The following is a 21580-nucleotide window of genomic DNA, read 5'->3' as shown; positions in this document are numbered from 1 at the left end:
GCTGCCCATAATCCGGAACATGCAGAGCATCTTCCATCTTGCCTTCCACGTCCGCGATCTCGATGCGGCTCGCCGCTTCTATGGTCAGGTTCTCGGCTGTGCCGAAGGCCGCAGCACCGACACATGGGTCGATTTCGACTTCTTCGGCCACCAGATCTCGCTGCACCTGGGCGAACCCTTCGCCACCACGCGCACCGGCCGCGTCGGCGACGCGATGGTGCCGATGCCGCATTTCGGCATCGTGCTTGCCCTGCCCGACTGGCAGGCACTTGCGCAGCGGCTGAAAGACGCAGGCACCGACTTCGTGCTCGAACCGCAGGTGCGTTTCGAGGGCCAGCCGGGCGAGCAGTGGACCATGTTCTTCTGCGACCCGTTCGGCAATCCGATCGAGATCAAGGGCTTTCGCTCCCTGGCAGCGCTCTACGACAAATGAACCCTCCGCCCCGAGCCGCTCCCAGCCGGCTCGCAGCCACTGCGGGCAGCGGTACAAGCGCATTCCGGATCGCGGCCGCCGCACTCTGGCTCTTTGCGGCGGGCCTCGCCCACGCGGCCCTCGATTGCGAGCTCAACGACCGCAAGGTCAATCCCTCCGACGGCAGCAGCACCTCGGGCAAGACGGGGCTGATGCGCTGCAAGGAGCGCGAAACCGGCGAGCTCCAGCGCGAGCAGCAGATCCAGAACGGCGTCTTCATGGGCCTGGCGCGCTTCTATGAAAAGGGCAAGCTGGCCAGGGAGCACACCCTCAACGCCAAGGGCCACATCCACGGCCTCGCGCGCGAGTTCGCGCCCAACGGGCAGGTCGTGCGCGAGGCGGTCTACGACGACGGGCAGGAGCAGGGCCTCGTGCGCAGCTTCTACCCGGGCGGCCAGCTGCGCCGGGTCACTTTCTACCCGGCCGCTGGAACCGACCGCACCTTCGTCGAGTTCACCGAACGCGGCCAGATGTCGGCCCTGCGCTGCGGCGAAACGCCCATGCTGGCGCCGGCCGTCGACGACGCCCGGCTGTGCGGATTCATCGGCGGGCCGTCGCAGGTCGATCTGTTCGATGCGGGCGGCATCCTGCGCTCGCGGCTGTCGTACCTGTCGGGCAAGCGGGTGCGCTCGCAGAACTTCTACGACAACGGCAAGCCTTCGGTGCAGGACGAGATCGTCGGCAGCCAGCGCACCGAGCGCCAGTTTTCATCCGAAGGCGTGAAGCGCCGCGAAACCGTGTGGCTGCTGGTCGAGCGCAGCGCGGTGCGGCAACGCGAGCAGGAGTTTTCCGAAAAGGGAACGCTGATCCGTGACCAGCGATGGAACCCGGCGGGCGAACCGATCGGCGACGACAGCTACCACCTCAATGGCCGGCCGCGCAGCAAGTCGGTCTACCGCGGAAGCGGCAATGCGCGCACGGTCGAGATCACCGAGTTCTACGAGAGCGGCCAGCGCGCCGCCCATGGCCACTACCTGGTGGCGGGCCGCGGGCACCAAGTGCCGGTGGGCACGCACCGGCGCTTCAGCGAAAAGGGCATCCTGCTGGCGGAATCGAGCTTCGATGCCAAGGGCCGCGTGACGCGCGAGCGCAGTTGGGACGAGAACGGCGAACTGCAGCACGACGAGCACGTCCTGGAAGACGGCTCGCGCAAGGCCTACACGCAGTAGCACTTCAGTCCAGCTTGATGCCGGCCTGCTTGATGATCGGGCCCCAGCGCCTGGACTCGGCGCGCGACAGCGCCGCGAACTGCGCCGGCGTGCCCGGCATGGCTTCCATGCCGAAATCGTCGAATCGCTTCTGCACGGCCGGCGTGCCGAACGCGCGGTTCAGCTCGCTGTTGAGCCTGGCGACCACCGCGGGCGGCAGCCCCGCCGGGCCGAGGATGCCCTGGAACGCGAACACCTCGGTGTTGGGCACGCCCACTTCGGCCAGCGTCGGCACGTTGGGCAGCGCCTTGCTGCGCGCGCCCGAGCCGATGGCCAGCACGCGCACCTTGTTGCCCTGCATGATCGGCAGGCCCGAGGCCAGGTCGAGGAACATGCACGGCACCTGGCCGCCCATCACGTCGGCCATGGCGGGCGCCGCACCCCGATAGGGAATGTGGGTGATGAAGGTGCCGGTGCGGGCCTTGAACATTTCCATGGCCAGGTGGTGCGGCGAGCCATTGCCCGGCGAGGCGTAGTTGACCTTGCCCGGATTGGCTTTCACATAGGCCAGGAACTCCTTGAAATTCTTGGCCGGAAAGTCGGGATGCACCACCAGCGCGAGCGGGAACTTGCCGATCGCGCCGATGTAGGTGAAGTCCTTTTCCGGATTGAACGGCAGCTTGCCGAACAGGTGCTCGTTGAAGGCCAGCACCGCGTTGTCCGCCGAGAGGATGGTGTAGCCGTCGGGCTTGCTCTTGGCGACGAGGTCGGCGCCGATGTTGGTCGAGGCGCCGGGACGGTTGTCGACCACGATCTGCTGGCCCAGCGTCTGGCGCATGGCTTCGGCCAGCACGCGTGCGATCACGTCGGTGCCGCCGCCGGCCGGATAGGGCACCACCCACTTGATGAGTTGCGCGGGGTAGTCCTGCGCGCGGGCAAAGGGCGCGGCGGCCACGGCGGCGCCGGAGGCGAGCGTGGCGAGAAGGGTGCGGCGATCCATGGATCAGTCTCCTTTTTGTTGGGGTTCGGTTGCGGACAGCGATGGTACGGGCAGCGCGTGCAGTGCGTCGGCCAGCGCGGCGCGGCAGCGCGCCTCGTCGCCGACCTGCTCGAACAGCAGCAGCGCGAGGCGGGCCAGGAACAGCGATTCGCGCTCGGCGCCCGCTTCGGTGATGGCGCGCGCGCACTCTGCGTAGAGCCGGTCGCGCGCATCGGATGAAAGCGCTGTGGTCATGCGGAGATCTCCGTGGAAGCGGCGGCAGTGGCGCGGGCCAATGCAGCCCGCAGTGCGCCGCGGGGCATGCGCCGCCAGCGCGCGGCCACATGGCCGTCGGGGCGCAGCAGGTAGACGGCGCCGCCGCGCGCGCCCAGCGCCTCGAACACGGCGGGGCCGGCCTGCGCGTCGGCACCTTCGATGCCCGGGCCTGCAATGGTGCGCACCGCGAACGGCAGGAGGCCGCCAAGCACCTGTGCCACTTCATCGTCCGGCAGCGGCACGGCATCGGCGCCCGGCTGAAGCACCAGCAGCGTGAAGACCGGCCCGATCCAGTCGGTCAGGTGGCCTTGCTCGAGCTGCTGCTCGGGCATGACCTCTCCGGGCAGCGGGCCCGCAGGCAGCGCATCGCCTTCGCTCGACAGCGCCGAATCGGCATAGCGCACGGCCTGCGTCTGGCGCGGGTTGATCAGCTGCGCAATGCCGCGATGCACCTGCGACAGCGAGAGCGCGGCCTCGCGCAGCAGGTCGAAGCCGCGCGACGGCGGCGACATGAACTCGGTGCTGCGCATGGCGTTCTCGGCGTTGACGCGAAAGGCCCCGATGCGCTCCTGCGAATACGAGTCGAGCAGCGACGCATCCGAAAGCCCGCGCGCCACGAACGCCAGCTTCCAGGCCAGGTTGTCCGCATCGTCGAAGCCTGAATTGAGGCCGCGCACGCCGAAGATCGGCATCGCATGCGCCGCGTTGCCCGCGAACAGCACCCGGCCATGCCGGTAGCTGTCGAGTGTCATCGCCCCTGCGCGGTAGACCGAAGTCCAGACCGTCTTCCACGGCAGGTGGCCTTCGCCGATGGCGTCCAGGTGGCGCTGCACGAATTCGGCCACGGCCGCCGGCTGCAGCGCTTCCTCGGTGCTCTGGCCTGCGCGCAACTGGTAGTCGATGCGCCAGATGTCGTCGGGCTGGCGGTGCATCAGCACGGTCGAGCCCGGGTTCCACGGCGGATCGAACCAGGCGCGGCGCTCGGTCGGGTGCGTGCTGTGCAGCTCGATGTCGATGATCACGTAGCGGCCTTCGTAGCCCGTGCCCTCGAGCGCGAGCCCCAGCGCCTTGCGCACGAAGCTCTGGCCACCGTCGCAGGCGGCAAGCCATTGGCTGTGCAGCCGGTAGGCGCCTTCGGGGTTGCGCACGTCCAACGTCACGCCCTCTTCGTCCTGTGCGAGGCCGGTGAGCTCGGTGCCCCATCGGATGTCGACGAGCCCCGGTGCCGCCTCGTTGCGGCGATGGATTTCGTCCAGCAGGTACTGCTCGATGTAGTACTGCTCGAGGTTGATCATCGGCGGCAGCTTCTGCCGTTCGTCGTGCGGCATCTCGAAGCGGAACACCTCGGCCGTCTTGTAGAAGCTGCGCCCGCCGGTCCACGGCAGGCCCTTGGCCATGAAGGCCGGCCGCACCCCCAGGCGCTCCATGATTTCCAGGCTGCGGCGCGAGATGCAGGCCGCCCGGCTGCCCACGCACACCGTGTCGTCGGCCTCGAGGATCACGCAGCGCACGCCCTGGTTTGCAAGCCCCAGCGCAAGCGCCATGCCGACCGGCCCGCCGCCCGCGATCACCACCGGATGGCGGCCGGGCTCCATACCGTCATGCGCGAGCGCGGGCGTGCGCGCCGGGTAGCGCGTGTAGTGAAAGGCGCCAACGGCGGGCGGCAGTCCGGTGGCGCTGGCCGGCGGCGGCACGGGGCCGCTGGCGGCATCGGCGGCCCGTGTTCCAGGCGGCGGCGCGGCGGCCGCAACGGTGGGGTTCGTCATCATGCAGCGGGATTGTCCCGATGCGCGGCGCCGGCCATTGTCATAACTTCGTACGAGGTAATTACCCTGCCCTATCTACCCCCATGAGACGCTGGCGCATCCAGCCCGCCGCGGACGCCACGCTGTCCGCCGCCCTCGCCGGCGACGTGCTCGCGGGCATCGGCACGCCGCACCTGGCGGCCAGCTGCCTCGCGGCCATGCACCGTGTGATCCCCGTGACCTTCTGCACCGTGTTCGCGGTCGACGCCACCGGCCGCATCGAGGCGGTGTCGGCCGCCAGCAGCTACGGCACCACGGCCGAACGCACGGCCGAGCGCTACGTGGCGCAGCGCTTCGACCTGCTCGATCCCAACATGACCTGGCTGGCGGCGCGCAAGCTGCCCCGGCGCGCACAGCTCTGGCTGGGCCACCAGCGCGCCGACGAAGTGGCCGACCCGGCCTACCGCGCGGCCTGCTACGGCGACGTGGGCATCCGCGAGCGCGCGTCGGTGCTGCGCCTGACGCCCGCCGGCCAGCGCGTGGCCGTGAGCTTCTACCGGAGCCTTGCGCAGCCCGAATTCGGCGCCGCCGACTTCGCGGCCATCGAGCGCCATGCCACGCTGCTGGCCGACGCCACCCTGGCCCACGGCCGCAGCGCCATGGCCGCCCGGGAGGCGGTGGCGCCCACCCTCGCCTCGCGCCTTCTGACCTTGAGCCTGCGCGAGCGCGAAGTCATCGGCCACCTGATGGCCGGCCGCACGGCCAAGGAAACGGCACGTGAAGTCGGCATCGAACTGACGACGGTGCGCACCCACCAGTACCGGGCGTTCCGGCGGCTGGGGATACGCAGCCAGAAGGAGCTGCTGCGCGCCGCGCCCCGCTAGTCAGTCTCCAGCGCCGTTGTCGTCGTCCTGCGTATCGATCAGCGGCGCCGGCGCCACCTTCGGCCGCCCCGCCGCCGACACGATCTCCTGGTCGATCGCGCCGAACAGCGAGCGGCCGTCCAGGCCCTTCATCTCGATGCGGATGGTGTCGCCGAACTTCATGAAGTCAGTGACGGGCTCGCCGCCCTGGATGGTTTCGATGCAGCGCTTTTCGGCAATGCACGAATAGCCCTTGGGCCAGTCCATCTGGCCGTTCCTTTCCACGCCCTTGTTGCTCACGGTGCCGCTGCCGACGATGCTGCCGGCGCGCACGTTGCGCGTCTTGGCGATGTGGGCGATGAGCTGGCCGAAGTGGAAGGTCATCTCGGGCCCGGCGTCGCACATGCCGACCTTGCGGCCGTTCCAGCTGCTTTGCAGCGTGAGGTGCACGCGGCCGTGCTGCCAGGCTTCGCCGAGCTCGTCGAGCGTCACGGCCACGGGGCTGAAGGCGGTGGCCGGCTTGCTCTGGAAGAAGCCGAAGCCCTTGGCCAGCTCGGCCGGGATCAGGTTGCGCAGACTCACGTCGTTGGCCAGCATCACCAGGCGGATGCCGTCGAGCGCCTGGTCGGGCGTGGCGCCCATCCTCACGTCGCCGGTGACCACCGCGATCTCGGCCTCGAAGTCGATGCCCATGGCTTCGCTGGGCACGACCACGTCATCGGTGGGGCCGAGGAAGTCGTCGCTGCCGCCCTGGTACATGAGCGGGTCGGTATAGAAGCTCTCGGGCACTTCGGCATTGCGCGCCTTGCGCACCAGCTCGACGTGGTTCAGGTAGGCCGAGCCGTCGGCCCACTGGTAGGCGCGCGGCAGCGGCGCCATGCACTGGGCGGGGTCGAACGGGAAGGAATGGCGCGCGCGGCCGGTGTTGACCGCGTCGTACAGGTCCTGCAGCTGCGGGCTCATGAAGCCCCAGTCGTCCAGCACCTGCTGCAGCCGGCTGGCGATGCCGGTGGCGTAGTGGGCGAGCGTGAGGTCGCGCGAGACGACGACGAGCTGGCCGTCGCGCGAGCCGTCCTTCAGGGTGGCGAGTTTCATGATGGCAAATGCGTGATGAAGGACACGGCGCGAACACGAGAGCCGGCGCCGCGCCCACTAAACTGGTTGAACGGGCGGCAGTGTACCGAGGTGCTCCCGGTGAACCTCGGCGCCGGCGCTCACTCCACCACCTCATGCCGACGCTCGTCGCCTCCCCGTTGCCTTCCTCCGCCGCCCCGCCCGCGCGCCCGTCGTGGCGCGCGCTGGCCGGGCTGACGCTGGCGGTGGCGCTGGCCCACGTGCTGCTGCTGGACCTCGCGCCCACTGCGATCGGGCCCGATCCCTCGCCGCTCGCGAACAAGTTCATCACCCGGACCATCGTGATCGCACCGCCGGCCGCGGAACAGCCGGCTGCGCCCGCCGCCGCGCCGCCCGCTGCCGCGGCCAAGCCGCCGCCGCCTGCAAAGCCGCGGCGGCCGCGCGAGCCATCCAGGCCCAGGCCCGCTGCGGCCCCGGAGCCGGCGCCGCAACCCCAGGTTTCGGAACCCGCCCCGGCGCCCACGCCTGACCTGACAGCGCAGACCGCTATCGACTCAGGAGCAGCCGCTCCCGAGCCGGCGGTGAGCGCCCCCGCAGGCGCCGCCCTGGGCGGGGCGGGCAGCACGGCCAACACCGGCGTCGGAAACGGCGCGCCGGGCGAGGCTGCGGGCGCCGCCAGCGCCGCGGCGGGCAATGTCGTCGGGCCCGAGGCGCTGCGCATCCCGGGTTCGGTCAAGCTTGCCTTCGCGGTCACGGGCCAGCAGGGCGCCTCGCCGATGCAGGGGGTTTTCGGCGACCTGGTCTGGCTGCAGGACGGCAGCAGCTACGACGCCCGGCTCTCGCTCAAATTCCTGTTCCGCACCATCCGCAGCCAGCACAGCACCGGCCGGATCGGCCCCACCGGCATCGAGCCGGCGCGCTTTTCCGAAAGCCGCAAGGGCGAGCTCGCCTCGCACTTCCTGCGCGACCAGGGGCAGATCATGTTCAGCAACAACGCGCCCAGCGTTCCCCTGCTGCCCGGCGCGCAGGACCGGCTCAGCGTGGTGATGCAGCTCGGCGGCATGCTGGCGGGCGACCCGGGCCGCTACCCGGCCGGCAGCCGCATTTCCATCCAGACGGCAGGGCCGCGCGACGCGGGCGTCTGGGTGTTCAACATCGAAGGCGAGGAGCAGATGAGCGTGCCGGCTGGCGACTACGCGGTGCGCAAGCTCACGCGCAGCCCGCGGCGCGAATTCGACGACAAGATCGAAATCTGGCTCGCGCCCGCGCTGGGGTACCTACCGGTACGGATGAAACAGACACAGCCCAACGGCGACTTCGCCGACATGCAGTTGCGTGAATCCCTTCCCGCGGGGCCGTCCAGCTGATAGTACAAAACAAGTAAAGAAACACCGTTGTGACCGCAATGCGACAACCCTTCTTGAAACTGGCGCGTTGATTGCTATCTAACCCCCATGAATGCCATCGACATCCTCACAGGCCCCGCAATGAACATGCTCTATGACTCGGAGTCCTTCGTCGTCGTGCACGTGCAGCCGAACGAAGGCGACACCCCGGACCAGCCCAATGTCCCGGTGCTGGAACGCCACGGCTTCGAGATCGTCGACAAGCGCTCGGGCAAGGAGGTCTACCTCGACGGTTCCTGGGCCGAGCTGTTCCAGCAGCAGATTGCCGCCTGGCAGCTCAACACGCCCACGCAGGAAGAGGTCGAGGACACGCTCGAGGGCTATGCCGAGCTGGCCCATACGCCGGTGCTGGTGCACTGAACCACCGTCGGCCGATCAAAAAGCGCCCGAGTGGCGCTTTTTTTTGCGTCTTTTCAGCGCCCGCCACTCATTTCCGTTGGTAAATCCATCGGTACATCGGCCCCACGAGCAGCAGCACCGCCACCAGCCGGCAGACCTGGAACGCCGTCACCACCGGCACGCCCAGCTGCAGCACCTTGGCGGTGATCGACATCTCGGCAATGCCGCCCGGCGAGGTGCCCAGGATCATGGTGGCGGGATGCAGCCCCGTCGCCCGGGCCAGCAGCCAGGCGGCACCCGCGCACAGCACCAGCATGCCGACGGTGCCCAGCGCCACCGATCCGAGCCAGCGCGGCGCCGTGTGCAGGAATTCGCGGCTGAAGCGCACGCCCAGGCTCACCGCAATCACGAGCTGCGCGGTGTTCGACATCCAGCCGGGCACGGCCGACAGCGGCTGGCCCGCGATGGTGAAACCCATGGCCACCAGCAGCGGCCCCATGAACCACGGGTTGGTGCGGCCCAGCGCCCGCATCGCAAGCCCGCCGACACCGGTGGCCAGCGCGAGCAGCAGGAGCCCGCCCGCATTCACTTCGCGCACCGTGGACGGATTGACTTCCAGCCCGTGCAGCCCGCTCCACTGCATCGCAAACGGAATGGCGATGGTCACCACCACCAGCCGCAGGCTGTGCGCCGCGGCCACCAGGTCGGTGCGCGCGCCGGCCGATTCGGCCAGCAGCGTCATTTCGGAGGCGCCGCCGATGGCGCCAGAGAAGTAAGTCGTGGCTCTCATGGATCTGGCCGGCACATGCGGCATCCGCCAGGCATGCACGCCGTGCAGCCAGCGCCCGAATCCCCAGCCGAGCAGCAGGGCCCAGGCAATGGCCAGCGCAATCGCCCACCAGACGCCGGCCACCAGCGCCACCACCTGCGGCGTGAAATAAAGGCCCAGCACCGTGCCGATGGTCCATTGCCCGGCATTGCGCAGCGGCGTGAGGCTGGCCGTGGGCGCGCCGGCAATCGATGCCAGCGAGACCGCCAGCAGCGGGCCGATCATCCACGGCAGGGGTGTGTGCAGGGCGAGGCAGATTTCGGCCGCGGCGAGCGCAAGCAACAGCGTGGCCAGCACGCGAACCAGAAAGCGGAGAGACACGGGCAGGAAGAAGCGGAATTGGATGGCGCTGCGGGCGAGCGCCAGCGCATAGTATGGCGCGATGCGATGCCAACCCTTTCCCGCACGGGCTTCCCGCTTCCTGCTGCCCCTGTTCGCTGCCATGGCCCTGGCGGGTTGCACCGCGTTGCTCGACGGCCCCGATGCACCGGTGGCGCGCCGCGCGGCAGCGCTGCTGCCGGTGGACGCGCTGATCCTCGGCGAGCAGCACGACGCTCCCGAGCACCATGCGATCGAGCGCGAGACCGTCGAGGCACTGGCCGGCCGGGGCCAGCTGGCCGCGCTGCTGCTCGAAATGGCCGAGGAAGGCCACAACACCCTCCGCCTCGACGCCGCGGCCACCGATGCGCAGGTGCGCGACGCACTGGCCTGGAACGACAAAGCCTGGCCCTGGCAAAGCTACGGCCCGGTGGTGATGGCCGCCGTGCGCGCCGGCGTGCCCGTCATCGGCGCCAACCTGCCGCGTTCGCGCATGAAGAACGCCATGGCCGACGTCTCGCTCGACGTGCAGCTCAACGGCGAGGCCTACGCCGCGCAGCAGGACGCCGTGCGGGAAGGCCACTGCAAGCTGCTGCCCGAGCCCCAGATAGTGCCGATGGCGCGCATCCAGGTGGGGCGCGACCGCGCCATGGCGCAGGCCATCGTCAAGGCTCGCCAGCCGGGCAAGACGGTGCTGCTGGTCAGCGGCGCGGGCCACGCCACCAAGGTGCTGGGCGTGCCGCAGCACCTGCCGACCGATGTGTCGGTCAAGTCCGTGCGGCTGCAGGCCGGCGAATCGCCGGACGAGGATCAGGACAAGGAAGCCTACGACGCCGTCTGGCGCACGGCCCCATTGCCGCCGAAGGACTACTGCGCAGGAATCGTCAAGCGAACTTCCTGATCGAATCCGCCAGCGTGTTGACCAGCGTGTCGATGTGCTGCTTCTCCACGATATAGGGCGGCGCGATCACCAGCACGTCGCCCGCGGGCCGCACCAGCGCGCCCTTGTGGAAGCAGTCCAGGAAGATGTCGTAGGCGCGCTTGCCCGGCGCGCCTACGATGGGCGCGAGCTCCACCGCGGCGGCCAGGCCGAGGCTGCGGATGCTGACCACGTTCGGCAGGCCCTTGAAGGTACTGTGGAAGGCATCGCCGAGCACCTTGCCCATTTCGCCGGCGCGCGCGAACAGGTTCTCCTGCTTGAACAGGTCGAGCGTGGCGATCGCGGCGGCGCAGGCCACCGGATGGCCCGAGTAGGTGTAGCCGTGGAAGAACTCGACCACGTGCTCGGGCGCGTCGGTCTTCATCATCGCGTCGTAGAGCTTGTCGCGGCAGATCACGCCGCCCAGCGGGATCACGCCGTTGGTCACGCACTTGGCGAAGTTCAGCATGTCGGGCACCACGCCGAAGTAGTCGGACGCGAAGTTGGTGCCCATGCGGCCGAAGCCGGTGATGACCTCGTCGAAGATCAGGAGGATGCCGTGCTTGTCGCAGATCTCGCGCAGACGCTTCAGGTAGCCCTTGGGCGGCAGGTACCAGCCGGCCGAACCCGCCACCGGCTCGACGATGATCGCGGCGATGTTGCTCGGGTCGTGCAGCGGCAGGATGCGCGTTTCGAGCTCGACCAGCGGGTCTTCGGCCCACACCGGCTCCTCGTTGTGGATGTAGGCATGGTTCACCGGATCGTGGATGAAGCGCATGTGGTCCACGCGCGGCAGGAAGGCCGAGCCGAACACCTTGCGGTTGCCCGGGATGCCGCCCACCGACATGCCGCCAAAGCCCACGCCGTGGTAGCCCTTCTCGCGGCCGATGAACACGTTGCGGTGGCCCTCGCCGCGCGCGCGGTGGTAGGCCAGCGCCACCTTCATCGAGGTGTCGGCCGCCTCGGAACCCGAATTGCAGAACAGCACCTTGTTGAGGTCGCCGGGCGCCAGCGAGGCGATCATCTCGGCCGCCTTGAAGGCCTTGTCGTTGCTGACCTGGAAGGCGGTGGCGTAGTCGAGCGTGTCGAGCTGCTTTTTGATTGCCTCGTTGATCGGCTTTCGGTTGTGGCCCGCGCCCACGCACCACAGCGACGAGATGCCGTCGATCACCTTCTTGCCGTCGTGCGTGGTGAATTCCATGCCGTCGGCGGCCACGAAGACGCGAGGGTCTTTCTGGAAGTGGCGGTTGGGGGTGAAGGGCAGCCACTGGTTGCCCATGTTGAGGTCCTGATAAGCCATCGGTTGCTCCTGCTTAACGCGCACCAAAAAACGGCATTCTGGCACCCCTGCGACAATCGTGCCCCTCATGACGACCACTACGCCCGCTTACATCCTGACCCTCTCCTGCCCCGACCGGACGGGCATCGTGCATGCCGTCTCGGGCTTCCTGCTCGAACGCGGCGGCAACATCGAGGAAGCCGCCCAGTACAACGACCACGACACGGGCCTGTTCTTCATGCGCGTGCGCTTCGCCTGCAGCGACCACCCCGAGGCGGCGCTGCGCGAACAGCTCGCCACCTTCGGCGCCGGCTTCGGCATGAGCCTGCAGCTCCATGCCGCGGCCGAGCCGATGAAGACCGTGATCCTGGTCAGCAAGGAAGGCCATTGCCTCAACGACCTGCTGTTCCGCTGGAAGAGCGGGCTGCTGGCCATCGACGTACGCGCCATCATCTCGAACCACCGCGACTTCTACCAGCTGGCCGCCAGCTACAACGTGCCCTTCCATCACATTCCCGTGACGGCCGCCACCAAGGCGCAGGGCGAAGCCCGGCAGCTGGAGATCATCGAGTCCGAAGGCGCCGAGCTCGTGGTGCTCGCGCGCTACATGCAGATCCTCAGCAACGGCCTGTGCCAGAGCCTGGCCGGCCGGGCCATCAACATCCATCACTCGTTCCTGCCGAGCTTCAAGGGTGCCAAGCCCTACTACCAGGCGCACGACCGCGGCGTGAAGCTCATCGGCGCGACCGCCCACTACGTGACAGCCGATCTGGACGAAGGCCCGATCATCGAGCAGGACGTGGCGCGCGCCGACCACACCGACACGGTCGAGGACCTCACGGCCCGCGGCCGCGACACCGAAAGCCAGGTGCTCGCGCGCGCCGTGAAATGGCACAGCGAGCACCGCGTGCTGCTGAACGGGCACCGCACGGTCGTGTTCCGGTAGGCGGAGCCCATTCAGGAATGCCGCGGGTCAGTTGCGGTTCGGATTGTCCGGACGGCGGTCGTAGCGGTTCGGCACGCCGTCGCGATCGCGGTCCCACTCGCCGCGGCGGTATTCCCAGCGGCCATCGCGTTCGCGCCATTCGGGCGGACGGTAGGCATAGCCCGGACGGGCGCGCACATACATGCCCCGGACCCACACGTGGCGTCCACCACGCCATTCATAGTGCCCCGGAGCCCACACGTAGCCACGGCGCGGCGGCGGCGCACGCTCGAAGCGAGGCGGCGGTGGCGGCACCTCGACGAACACACCGGGCTGCGCCTGGGCGGCTGTCGGCACCATCAGTGCGCCTCCCACCGAGAGCAGCGAAGCGGCCGCGATGGAAAGGGTGATTGCGAGTTTTTTCATGGGTGTCCCTCATGAGTGGTTGGAGCCTTCATGCTGACGAGGCCGTGTGAAGCGCCTGTAAGCACTCGACGGGACATTGTGTAAAGGTGTGTCGCCTAAAGCAGTGCCTTTGTTGGCACTTACTCCCGCAGCTACTCCTGCAGTTCGCGAAGGTCGACGGCCGCGGCCATGGCGGCATGGCCCGCCTTGTTGGGATGCAGGTGGTCGCCGTTGTCATAGAGCGGGTTCAACATCGTCGGATTGGCGGGGTCGCGCAGCACGGCGTCGAAATCGATCACGCCGTCCACGTCCTGGCGGCTGCGGACCCAGCGGTTGACCTCGCCGCGCATGGCCTCGGTCGCCTCCGTCCAGTAGGGCGTGTTCCCGAACGGCGGCACGGTGCCGATCAGCACCTTCACGCCCTTGGCGCGGGCTTGCTTGACCAATTGCTGCAGGCCGTCGGTGATGCGCTCTGCCGTCGCGACCTCGTGCTCCGGCGTCGGCCGCCCCGGCAGGACGAACACGCTGCGGCCGATGTCGTTGGTGCCCAGCAGGATCATCACGTGCGTCGCGCCGCTTTGTCCGAGCGCATCGCGCGCAAAACGCGACAAGCCGTTGGGGCCGATGCCATCGACCAGCAAGCGGTTGCCGCCGATGCCCATGTTGAGCACCGAGACCGCCTGCGCCGCCGAAGGGCTGTTGCGCAGGCGCGTGGCGAGCAGTTCGGGGTATGAGCCGTCGCCCGCCTCGCCGCCGCCCGCAGTGATCGAGTCGCCAAAGGCCACCACCGTTCGCACGGGCTGCGTGGTCATCACGTCGAAGCCCGTCACGATGTGGTTCAGCGGCAAGGGCGCGGCGTCGTGCAGCCTGGGTGTTGCAATGGCATTGCCGCGAGCCACCCAGCTCGCGTCGGGCGAGCGCAGGTGGACGGTCGCGAAGGGCACGGCGCGATCGAAGAAGGCACTCACCGCCACCGCCTGCCCGGCCTCGACCTTCAGGTCGGCACCATCGCTCCAGACTTCGGCACCCGGCGCGACGACCGTGCTTGCGCGCCCGCCGAAGCGCAGCTTGCGCAGTGTGGCCGGCGAGACCGCGCCGCCACCGGTGCCCTGCCCCACGCTGGCCTCGGCGATGCGCAGGGGCGTCTTGCCGAAACGGTTCGAAAAGCGGATGCGAACGCGCTCGCCGCGCAGCGCAGACTCGAACTGCTGCCGCAGCGTCTGTCCGTGGAACGCATCGCCGCCGGGCCGGGGTGCCGCAGCCGTGAGGAGCGGATTCGCACTGAGTTCGCGGAAGTCCACCGGCGCGGCCGCCCAGCCGGCCACCCAGTGTGCCTCGACCGGCTGCTTCGGCTGCGGCTGCCCACCCGCACCTGGCTGGACGGCCTGCACCGCCACTGCAACGGCGAACAGCAGGCAACCGACCGCGGCCATCCAATGCCGCAGCGCACCTTCGCGAAGAACAGAAAGCCGATGCGAACCCAGTTTCATGCGCAAAGCGACTCAGTTTACGGAGCCCCCTTGCCATTGCATGTGACGAGGTTTAGTGCATGGTTACCAAGTGTCCACGTAGGGCGAGGCCGCCCGCATGGAACGCCCCGCGGAAGCGAGTCCGCGCACCAGCCAGGTGCGGGTTTCGGCGGGATCGATCACCGCATCGATCTCGAGCGTCTGTGCCATGTGGATCGCTTCGCCGTTGGCGTACTGCTGCGCCACGAGCTTCCTGAACAATGCGTCGCGCTCCATGCCTTCGGGCACCGCAGCCAGTTCCTTGCGATAGCCCAGGCGCACCGCGCCCTCGAGCCCCATCGCGCCGAACTCGCCGGTCGGCCAGGCCACCGTGAACACCGGCGCATCGAAGCCGCCGGCCGTCATGGCCTGCGCGCCCAGGCCATAGCCCTTGCGCAGCACCACGGCAAAAAAGGGCACGCGCAGGTGCGAGGCCACCATGAACATGCGGCACACATGGCGCACCTGCGCCTGCGCCTCGATCTCGGGGCCGACCATGAAGCCGGGCGTGTCGCACAGCGAGACGATCGGCAGCCCGTGCGCATTGCAAAGCTGCATGAAGCGGGCGGACTTGTCGGCCGCCTCCACGTCGATGGCGCCGCCCAGGTGATGCGGGTTGTTGGCCATCAGCCCCACCGGCTTGCCCTCGATGCGTGCCAGCGCGGTGACGATGCCCGCGCCGAAGCCGGCGCGCAGTTCGAGCAACGATCCGGTGTCGGCCACGCCGCGCATTGCGGCGCGCACGTCGTACACGCGCAGCCGGTTCTCGGGCACCACGTGGCGCAGCGCGCGCGGGTCGGCGCACTGCCAGTCGGAAACCGGCCCTTGAAAATAGGAGAGGTATTGCTTCGCTGCAGCCACTGCCGCCGCTTCGTCTTCCACCAGGATGTCGATCACGCCGTTGCGCGACTGCACGCTGCTCGGCCCGATCTGCTCGGGCGCGAAGCTGCCGAGCCCGCCGCCCTCGATCATGGCCGGGCCGCTCATGCCGATGTTGCTGCCCCTGGTGGCGATGATCACGTCGGCGCAGCCCAGCAGCGCGGCATTGCCCGCGAAGCAGCGGCCATGCACGATGCCCACCACCGGCACCTTACCCGAGAGCGCCGCGAACTGGCTGAAGGTGTGGTTGTTGAGGCCGGCGACGATCGGCATGTCGGTATCGCCCGGCCGCCCGCCGCCGCCTTCGGCGAACAGCACCACCGGCAGCTTCAGCTGGTGCGCGATCGACAGCATGCGGTCGGTCTTGTGGTGGTTGCGCATGCCCTGCGTGCCGGCCAGCACCGTGTAGTCGTAGGCCAGCACGGCGCAGCGCGAGGCCTCGGGGCCGAACTGCTTCGCGTTGATGCTGCCCAGGCCCGTCACCATGCCGTCGGCCGGCGTGTTGGCGATCAGGTCTTCGAGCGTGCGGCGGCGCGTTTGCGCGGCGATGGCGAGTGCGCCGTATTCGATGAAGCTGCCGGGGTCGGAGGCGGTGTCGCACAGGTCGGCGATGTTCTCGCGCGCGGTGCGCCCGCCCTGCGCATGCCGCCTGGCCACGGCCGCGCCGCGGTTGGCATCGAGCGTGAAGGCATGGCGGTCGACCACCTTCTGCAGGTCGGGGCGGATCGCATCGAGGTCTTGCGCGGTGCGCGCCTCGGCTTCCACCGCCTGCGCATCGACCGCTTCCAGCCGCAGCAGCGACTGGCCTTCGACGAGGTAGTCGCCCGGCTCGGCCAGCAGCGCAACCACGCGGCCCGCGACCGGCGCGTGCAGCAGATGCTCCATCTTCATGGCTTCGAGCACACCGAGCTGCGCGCCGGCAGGCAGCACATCGCCCACCGCCACTTCGAACTGCACCAGCTTGGCGGGCATCGGCGCCTTGATCGCCAGGTCGTCCGCGTCGTCGTTCTCGATTGCCGCCGCCTGCGCATCGGCCGGGGCGATCTTCTTTGCATGTTTTTCCAGCGATGCCGCGGCGGCCAGCAGGTCGCCCAGGTGCGCTTCGACAAAACGCGTGTGCACCGCCTGGCTTGCGAACTCGGGCCGCGCCGCAATGGCGCGCAGCAACGCAAGGTTGGTCGCGATGCCGTCGATGTGGCATTCGTCCAGCGCGCGCAGCGAGCGGCGCAACGCATCGGCAAAACGCGGCGATGGCGAATGCACGATCAGCTTGGCCAGCAGCGTGTCGTAGTGCGGCGACGGTGCGAGGCCTGCATAGCCGTGCGTGTCGACGCGCACGCCGGGCCCGCTCGGCAGATCGAAGCGCGCGAGCGTGCCGCCCGAGGGCCGCGCGCTGCCATGGGCGTCGAGCGTCTCGGCATTGATGCGCCATTGCAGCGCGAATCCGCGCTGCGCCGCCGTGCCGTCGGCTTCCACGCCAAGTGCCTTCAGGGATTGCCCGGCTGCCACCGCCATCTGCAGCTGCACGAGATCCAGGCCGGTCACGGCCTCGGTCACGGTGTGCTCGACCTGCAGCCGCGGGTTCGCCTCGATGAAGACGAAGGGAAGCGTGGCCGATCCGGCATCGACGAGGAATTCGAAGGTGCCCAGGCTGCGATAGCCTGCGGCCTTGGCCATGCGCAGCGCAGCCTGCGTGATGGCGGCCCGCAGCGCATCGGGCAGCGAGGGGCTGGGCGCGATCTCCACCAGCTTCTGGAAGCGCCGCTGCAGGGTGCATTCGCGCTCGCCGAGGCTGGCCACGGCCTGGCCGTCGCCGAGCACCTGCACTTCGATGTGCCGCGCGTGGTGCATCAGCCGCTCGACGTACACGCCCTCGACGCCGAAGGCGGCCTTGGCCTCGGACATGCAGCGCGCATGTGCTTCGGGCAGCTCGTCCGCATTCATGACGGCGCGCATGCCGCGCCCGCCACCGCCGCCAATGGCCTTGATCATCACGCCCGCGGCACCCTGCGCCTGCTGCTCGGCAAAGAAGGCCTGCGCCTGCGCGAGCGTCACGGCGCCGGCGCTGCCGGGCATCACGGGAACGTCGCACTGCGTGGCGAGTGCGCGCGCGCGCGCCTTGTCGCCGAACAGCGCCAGCTGCTCGGGCGCGGGCCCGATGAAGACCAGCCCCGCATCCGTGCAGGCTTGCGCGAAGTCCGCGCGTTCGCTCAGGAAGCCGTAGCCGGGATGCACCGCGTCGCAGCCTTGCGCCTTCGCCACGCCGATCAGCGCGGCAACGTCGAGGTAGGCCGATGGCCCGGCCGCATCGAGCGCGACGGCCGCGTCGGCCAGCTGCACATGCAATGCGGACGCATCGTCGCGCGCATGCACCGCCACGCTCGCAATGCCGAGGTCGCGCAGCGCGCGCACCAGGCGCACCGCGATCTCGCCGCGGTTGGCAATCAGGACTTTGGAGAACAAGGGAGAACCTTTCAGGCTTTGTCTTTCAGCAGGCGCCGCAGCACCTTGCCGGCGCCGGTGGTCGGCAAGGCATCGATGAAGCTCACGGCGCGCGGCGCCTTGTAGCTGGCCATGTTGTCGCGCGCCCAGGCCATGAGCGCGTCGGCCTCGAGCGCCGCGCCGGGCTTGCGCACGATGAAGGCCTTGACCACCTCGCCCTTCTCGGCATCGGGCTGCGCGATGACCGCGGCCTGGGCCACCGCGGGGTGCTTGATGAGGATGGTCTCGACCTCTTCCGGGAACACGCTGTAGCCGGAGACCTTGATCATCTCCTTGAAGCGGCCGATGAAGGTGAGATAGCCATCGGCATCGAGCTTGCCCATGTCGCCGGTGTGCACCCATCCACTGCGCAGCGTGGCGGCCGTGGCCTCGGGCTTGTTCCAGTAGCCCTTGAAGGAGCCGGGGCTGGCGAGCACGATCTCGCCGACCTCGCCCGCGGGCAGGTCGGCCTGCGTCTCGGGGTCGACGATGCGAATGCGCACGCCCGGCACCGCGACGCCCTGCGTGCCCCAGCGCGGCGCATGGTGCGGCGTGTAGGTGTCGCAGGTGTGGGTTTCGCTGAGCCCGTAGGCGGCCTCGAACGACGTGCAGTTGGGCGCATGCGCGCGCCACTGCGCGGCCAGCGGCTCGGTGAAGGCGATGCCGAAGCTCGTGACCGGATTGCGCCGCAGGCTCGAGAGGTCGAAGCCCGCGATGTCGGGCACCTGCATGCAGGCCACGTTCATCGGCGCGATGCTGTACCACCAGCTCACCTTGTAGCGCGCGATGGCCTGCAGCACCGCGCGCGGATCGAAGCGGTGCAGCAGCACCGACGCCGCGCCACTGAGCACCGGCACGTTCACCCCCATCAGCATGCCGGCGATGTGATAGAGCGGAGCGATGGAAAGCAGCACATCGTCGCCGGCCACGCCGTTGCAATCGGCGGCGGCGCGGGTCTTGAACAGCGCGTTGCCATAGCTCAGCATCGCGCCCTTGGGCAGCCCGGTGGTGCCGGAGGTGTAGGTCATGAGCGCCACGTCGTCGAGGTCGATGGCCACGGGCTGCGGCGCGGCGTCGGCCTGCATCACGGCCAGGAAGTCCTCGCATCCCTCGGGCACGCTGCGCGGGACGTTGCGCTCGGCGAGCAGTTCGGCGGGCAGGTCGAGCGTGGGCTGTTCGGGCAGCAGGTCGGCGTAGTGCACCACGAACACGTGCGCGAGTGCGCTCTGCGACTGCACCTTGCGCACCACCGGCAGCAGCGGCGCGGCGGCGACGATCACGCGCGCGTGGAGATCGTTGACCTGGTAGGCCAGCTCGTGCTCCTTGTTGAGCGGGCCGCTGGGGCAGACGATGGCACCGATCTTCTGGATGCCGAAATGCGCGACCAGGTACTGCGGGCAGTTGTTGAGGAACAGCACCACCGGTTCGCCCTTCTTCACGCCGATGGCCTGCAGCCGCGCCGCGAAGGCATCGCTCGCGCGGTCGAGCTGCGCCCAACTCATGGCATGGCCGTACCAGATGCAGGCCGGGCGCTCTCCGCGCTCGCGCGCATGGGCACGCAGGTACTCGTGCAGGGGCTGTTGCGGACGGTCGGGCAATGTCTCCATGGCGTCACTTTCTCAGGGTTATCGATAGCCGGCTGCAGGAGCCAGGCGCTTGCCAATGGGTGCATGGTGCACCAACAATCCTACCCATGGGTATAACTTCCGCGACACGGCACAAACCCTCTGGCAAGGCCGCAACCTCGGCCACCACCACGGCACAGCCGCACCTTCCGCAGGGCACCGGGCGCCAGCGCGCGGCCACGCAGGGCACCGACCTGCAGCGCGAGCGCATCCTGCAGGCGGCGGCACAGCTCTTTGCGGCGCAGGGCTATGCCAACACCACCATGGCGCAGATCGTGCGTGCACTGGGCGTGACCAAGCCCTTCGTGTACTACTACTTCCGCGACAAGCAGGAGATCTTCGAAACGCTGTCGTGGCGTCCCGCGGTCGACTGCTTCACCGCACTCGATTTCGCGGCCGGCGATCCGCGCCGCGCGAGCGAGAAGGTGCTCGAAGGCATCGAGCGGCTGATCCGCGCCACCATTGCGCACCATCCCTGCGCCTTCTTTCCATACCGCGAGCCGCAGGTGTACCGGCCCGAATACATCGCGGCGCAGAAGAAGCTCGCGCACCACTTCTACGACCTGCTGTGCCCGCTGCTCGAGGAGGCGCGCCGCGACGGCGACCTGGACTTCGCCGAGACCAAGATCACCGCATTGGCGGCCTGCAGCCTGCCCGGTTTCCTCTACAGCTGGTACCGGCCGAACGGGCGCCTCTCGCCCGACGAGGTGGCGGCCGAGCTCACGAAGCTCGCGAGCCGGGTGATCGGCCTGCGCACCCAGCACTGACCACACAACCCGAGAGACAAACCATGAAGTCCAAGCACGCGCCACTGGCGCCGATCGCCCTCGCCTGCCTGCTGGCCGTTGCCGGCGGCGCCCAGGCCCAGCAACCCGCCTACAAGATCGCCTACATCGACCCGCTCTCGGGGCCGTTCGCGAACGTGGGCGAGCTGATGCTGACGCACACGCAGTACGCCATCGAGGAGATCAACGCCAAGGGCGGCGTGCTCGGCGGCATGAAGCTGCAGCTGCTGCAGTTCGACAGCAAGCTCTCGGCGCAGGAAAGCCAGAGCGCGCTGCAGGCGGCCATCGACCAAGGCGCCAAGGCCATCGTCACGGGTGGATCGGGCTCCTCGGTAGTGACCGCGCTCGTTCAATCGGTGGCGCGCTGGAACCAGCGCAACCCGGGCAAGGAGCTGCTCGTGCTGAACCATTCCTCGATCGACCCCGAGATGACGGGCAAGGGCTGCAGCTTCTGGCACTTCCAGACCGAGGCCAACACGGCGATGAAGATGAAGGCGCTGGCCAACTACATCAAGAAGACGCCCGACGTGAAGAAGGTCTACCTGCTGAACCAGGACTATGCCCACGGCAAGCAGTGGGCGAGCTACGGCAGGCAGCTGGTGGGGCTGGCGCGGCCCGACGTGCAGTTCGTCGGCGAAACGCTGCATCCGATCGGCCGGGTGAAGGACTTCTCGCCCTACATCGCGAACATCAAGCAAAGCGGTGCCGACTCGGTCATCACCGGCAACTGGGGCCAGGACATGACGCTGCTGCTCAAGGCCGCGGGCGATGCCGGCTACAACCTGCGCTACTTCAACCACAGCGCGGGCTCGGTGCCGGGCACGGTGCTGGCGGTGTCGCAGGCCAAGCTCGGCCAGCTGACCTGGGTCGCCGAGTGGCATCCGGGGCAGGCCGACACGCCGCGCGCCGACGCGCTGGCCAAGGCCTACAAAGCCAAGACGAGCAAGGATTTCCTGGCGCCCCGCATCGACCTCACGCCGCGCCTGCTGGCTGCCGCGATCAACAAGGCCGGATCCACCGATACCGTGAAGGTGGCCCATGCGCTGGAAGACATGAGCTACGACTCCGTGGTGGGCCCTGTCCGCATGCGCGCCGAGGACCATCAGCTGCTGCTGCCACAGGTGGTCAACACCATCATGCCGGTGGACGGCAAGGCGGTGAAGACCGGCTGGGAAGGCACCAACTACGGCTTCCGGACGGACGCTGTCTACACGGGCAACGAGCTGGCACAGGGCTCCGAATGCAAGATGGTTCGGCCCTGAGGGCTTTTGCTTGCTGTTGCGGCTGAAGTCCTTCGGGGCGCGTGCACAGATCACCGGGTACTC

At 68.8% G+C, this 21580-nt stretch carries 19 protein-coding genes; 9 read left to right on the top strand and 10 right to left on the bottom strand.

Going from position 1 to position 21580, the window contains the following annotated elements:
• The first annotated feature begins 19 nt into the window (after positions 1 to 19).
• Entirely contained in the window at positions 20 to 433 is a 414-nt protein-coding gene (locus FB547_RS04085) for a VOC family protein (protein WP_145739852.1), read from the top strand.
• Positions 430 to 1641 (top strand): toxin-antitoxin system YwqK family antitoxin, encoded by a 1212-nt coding sequence (locus FB547_RS04080; RefSeq protein WP_145739850.1) that lies wholly within the window; start codon positions 430 to 432, stop codon positions 1639 to 1641. Before FB547_RS04085 ends, FB547_RS04080 begins: the two co-directional genes overlap by 4 nt.
• A gap of 4 nt (positions 1642 to 1645) precedes the next feature.
• On the opposite strand, the gene FB547_RS04075 is transcribed toward FB547_RS04080, so the two are convergent.
• The 3 genes from FB547_RS04075 to FB547_RS04065 are packed head-to-tail and all read right to left on the bottom strand — an operon-like array spanning position 1646 to position 4644.
• Complete coding sequence (locus tag FB547_RS04075) at positions 1646 to 2620, bottom strand: Bug family tripartite tricarboxylate transporter substrate binding protein (protein WP_025569699.1); 975 nt, start codon at positions 2618 to 2620, stop codon at positions 1646 to 1648.
• Between the two features lie 3 nt (positions 2621 to 2623).
• Complete coding sequence (locus tag FB547_RS04070) at positions 2624 to 2854, bottom strand: hypothetical protein (protein WP_145739848.1); 231 nt, start codon at positions 2852 to 2854, stop codon at positions 2624 to 2626.
• The gene (locus tag FB547_RS04065; protein ID WP_145739846.1) at positions 2851 to 4644 is read right to left on the bottom strand and encodes an FAD-dependent monooxygenase; all 1794 of its coding nucleotides are present in this window, start codon (positions 4642 to 4644) and stop codon (positions 2851 to 2853) included. The genes FB547_RS04070 and FB547_RS04065 overlap by 4 nt, the downstream gene beginning before the upstream one ends.
• An 80-nt stretch (positions 4645 to 4724) precedes the next feature.
• Here FB547_RS04065 and FB547_RS04060 point away from each other — a divergent pair, with 80 nt between their 5' ends.
• Positions 4725 to 5504 (top strand): LuxR C-terminal-related transcriptional regulator, encoded by a 780-nt coding sequence (locus tag FB547_RS04060; RefSeq protein ID WP_145739844.1) that lies wholly within the window; start codon positions 4725 to 4727, stop codon positions 5502 to 5504.
• Here FB547_RS04060 and FB547_RS04055 read toward each other — a convergent pair whose 3' ends face one another.
• A complete protein-coding gene (locus FB547_RS04055; RefSeq protein ID WP_145739842.1) occupies positions 5505 to 6578 on the bottom strand; it encodes a fumarylacetoacetate hydrolase family protein in 1074 nt (357 codons plus the stop codon). It lies immediately after the preceding gene.
• Positions 6579 to 6712: 134 nt separating this feature from the next.
• Between FB547_RS04055 and FB547_RS04050 the strand changes: the two genes are divergently transcribed.
• Positions 6713 to 7924: a DUF3108 domain-containing protein gene (locus tag FB547_RS04050; RefSeq protein WP_145739840.1), complete on the top strand. Its 1212-nt coding sequence runs from the start codon at positions 6713 to 6715 to the stop codon at positions 7922 to 7924.
• Positions 7925 to 8011: 87 nt separating this feature from the next.
• Positions 8012 to 8323, top strand: a complete 312-nt coding sequence (locus FB547_RS04045) for a DUF3567 domain-containing protein (protein WP_145739838.1) — start codon at positions 8012 to 8014, stop codon at positions 8321 to 8323.
• Between the two features lie 67 nt (positions 8324 to 8390).
• Here FB547_RS04045 and FB547_RS04040 read toward each other — a convergent pair whose 3' ends face one another.
• Entirely contained in the window at positions 8391 to 9452 is a 1062-nt protein-coding gene (locus FB547_RS04040) for an AbrB family transcriptional regulator (RefSeq protein ID WP_145739836.1), read from the bottom strand.
• Between the two features lie 61 nt (positions 9453 to 9513).
• On the opposite strand from FB547_RS04040, the gene FB547_RS04035 reads away from it, so the two are divergent.
• A complete protein-coding gene (locus FB547_RS04035) occupies positions 9514 to 10350 on the top strand; it encodes a ChaN family lipoprotein (protein ID WP_186454104.1) in 837 nt (278 codons plus the stop codon).
• Here the strand turns inward: FB547_RS04035 and FB547_RS04030 are convergent.
• Positions 10334 to 11668 (bottom strand): aminotransferase class III-fold pyridoxal phosphate-dependent enzyme, encoded by a 1335-nt coding sequence (locus tag FB547_RS04030; RefSeq protein WP_145739834.1) that lies wholly within the window; start codon positions 11666 to 11668, stop codon positions 10334 to 10336. The genes FB547_RS04035 and FB547_RS04030 overlap by 17 nt on opposite strands.
• A 67-nt stretch (positions 11669 to 11735) precedes the next feature.
• On the opposite strand from FB547_RS04030, the gene purU reads away from it, so the two are divergent.
• The gene (gene purU, locus FB547_RS04025; protein WP_145739832.1) at positions 11736 to 12593 is read left to right on the top strand and encodes a formyltetrahydrofolate deformylase; all 858 of its coding nucleotides are present in this window, start codon (positions 11736 to 11738) and stop codon (positions 12591 to 12593) included.
• A 27-nt stretch (positions 12594 to 12620) separates the two neighbouring features.
• Here the strand turns inward: purU and FB547_RS04020 are convergent, their stop codons facing one another.
• From FB547_RS04020 to FB547_RS04005, 4 genes are all read right to left on the bottom strand, one after another.
• The gene (locus FB547_RS04020) at positions 12621 to 12998 is read right to left on the bottom strand and encodes a YXWGXW repeat-containing protein (RefSeq protein ID WP_145739831.1); all 378 of its coding nucleotides are present in this window, start codon (positions 12996 to 12998) and stop codon (positions 12621 to 12623) included.
• Between the two features lie 131 nt (positions 12999 to 13129).
• Positions 13130 to 14467, bottom strand: a complete 1338-nt coding sequence (locus FB547_RS04015) for an SGNH/GDSL hydrolase family protein (RefSeq protein ID WP_261380209.1) — start codon at positions 14465 to 14467, stop codon at positions 13130 to 13132.
• Between the two features lie 63 nt (positions 14468 to 14530).
• On the bottom strand, positions 14531 to 17827 hold the full coding sequence (locus FB547_RS04010) for a carboxyl transferase domain-containing protein (protein ID WP_145739830.1): 3297 nt from the start codon (positions 17825 to 17827) through the stop codon (positions 14531 to 14533).
• A gap of 11 nt (positions 17828 to 17838) precedes the next feature.
• Entirely contained in the window at positions 17839 to 19452 is a 1614-nt protein-coding gene (locus FB547_RS04005; protein WP_145739828.1) for an AMP-binding protein, read from the bottom strand.
• An 86-nt stretch (positions 19453 to 19538) separates the two neighbouring features.
• Here FB547_RS04005 and FB547_RS04000 point away from each other — a divergent pair, with 86 nt between their 5' ends.
• Together FB547_RS04000 and FB547_RS03995 are read left to right on the top strand one after the other, a co-directional pair.
• On the top strand, positions 19539 to 20237 hold the full coding sequence (locus tag FB547_RS04000; protein ID WP_145739826.1) for a TetR/AcrR family transcriptional regulator: 699 nt from the start codon (positions 19539 to 19541) through the stop codon (positions 20235 to 20237).
• 23 nt (positions 20238 to 20260) lie between these two features.
• Positions 20261 to 21517 carry a branched-chain amino acid ABC transporter substrate-binding protein gene (locus FB547_RS03995; RefSeq protein ID WP_145739825.1) on the top strand — a complete coding sequence of 419 codons (1257 nt, stop codon included), beginning with the start codon at positions 20261 to 20263 and terminating at the stop codon, positions 21515 to 21517.
• Positions 21518 to 21580 lie beyond the last annotated feature (63 nt).

The organism is Variovorax beijingensis (assembly GCF_007828835.1).
Lineage (GTDB): Bacteria > Pseudomonadota > Gammaproteobacteria > Burkholderiales > Burkholderiaceae_C > Variovorax > Variovorax beijingensis_A.
Note: the sequence above shows the minus strand (reverse complement) of the source record. Positions and strands in the feature narration are given on the sequence as shown.

What these genes read in the sequence shown, in the direction of transcription:
- FB547_RS04085 (WP_145739852.1), top strand. Translation starts at nt 20, where the DNA reads ATGCAGAGCATCTTCCATCTTGCCTTCCACGTCCGCGATCTCGATGCG.
- FB547_RS04080 (WP_145739850.1), top strand. Translation starts at nt 430, where the DNA reads ATGAACCCTCCGCCCCGAGCCGCTCCCAGCCGGCTCGCAGCCACTGCG.
- FB547_RS04075 (WP_025569699.1), bottom strand. Translation starts at nt 2,620, where the DNA reads ATGGATCGCCGCACCCTTCTCGCCACGCTCGCCTCCGGCGCCGCCGTG.
- FB547_RS04070 (WP_145739848.1), bottom strand. Translation starts at nt 2,854, where the DNA reads ATGACCACAGCGCTTTCATCCGATGCGCGCGACCGGCTCTACGCAGAG.
- FB547_RS04065 (WP_145739846.1), bottom strand. Translation starts at nt 4,644, where the DNA reads ATGATGACGAACCCCACCGTTGCGGCCGCCGCGCCGCCGCCTGGAACA.
- FB547_RS04060 (WP_145739844.1), top strand. Translation starts at nt 4,725, where the DNA reads ATGAGACGCTGGCGCATCCAGCCCGCCGCGGACGCCACGCTGTCCGCC.
- FB547_RS04055 (WP_145739842.1), bottom strand. Translation starts at nt 6,578, where the DNA reads ATGAAACTCGCCACCCTGAAGGACGGCTCGCGCGACGGCCAGCTCGTC.
- FB547_RS04050 (WP_145739840.1), top strand. Translation starts at nt 6,713, where the DNA reads ATGCCGACGCTCGTCGCCTCCCCGTTGCCTTCCTCCGCCGCCCCGCCC.
- FB547_RS04045 (WP_145739838.1), top strand. Translation starts at nt 8,012, where the DNA reads ATGAATGCCATCGACATCCTCACAGGCCCCGCAATGAACATGCTCTAT.
- FB547_RS04035 (WP_186454104.1), top strand. Translation starts at nt 9,514, where the DNA reads ATGCGATGCCAACCCTTTCCCGCACGGGCTTCCCGCTTCCTGCTGCCC.
- FB547_RS04030 (WP_145739834.1), bottom strand. Translation starts at nt 11,668, where the DNA reads ATGGCTTATCAGGACCTCAACATGGGCAACCAGTGGCTGCCCTTCACC.
- purU (WP_145739832.1), top strand. Translation starts at nt 11,736, where the DNA reads ATGACGACCACTACGCCCGCTTACATCCTGACCCTCTCCTGCCCCGAC.
- FB547_RS04020 (WP_145739831.1), bottom strand. Translation starts at nt 12,998, where the DNA reads ATGAAAAAACTCGCAATCACCCTTTCCATCGCGGCCGCTTCGCTGCTC.
- FB547_RS04015 (WP_261380209.1), bottom strand. Translation starts at nt 14,467, where the DNA reads ATGAAACTGGGTTCGCATCGGCTTTCTGTTCTTCGCGAAGGTGCGCTG.
- FB547_RS04005 (WP_145739828.1), bottom strand. Translation starts at nt 19,452, where the DNA reads ATGGAGACATTGCCCGACCGTCCGCAACAGCCCCTGCACGAGTACCTG.
- FB547_RS04000 (WP_145739826.1), top strand. Translation starts at nt 19,539, where the DNA reads ATGGGTATAACTTCCGCGACACGGCACAAACCCTCTGGCAAGGCCGCA.
- FB547_RS03995 (WP_145739825.1), top strand. Translation starts at nt 20,261, where the DNA reads ATGAAGTCCAAGCACGCGCCACTGGCGCCGATCGCCCTCGCCTGCCTG.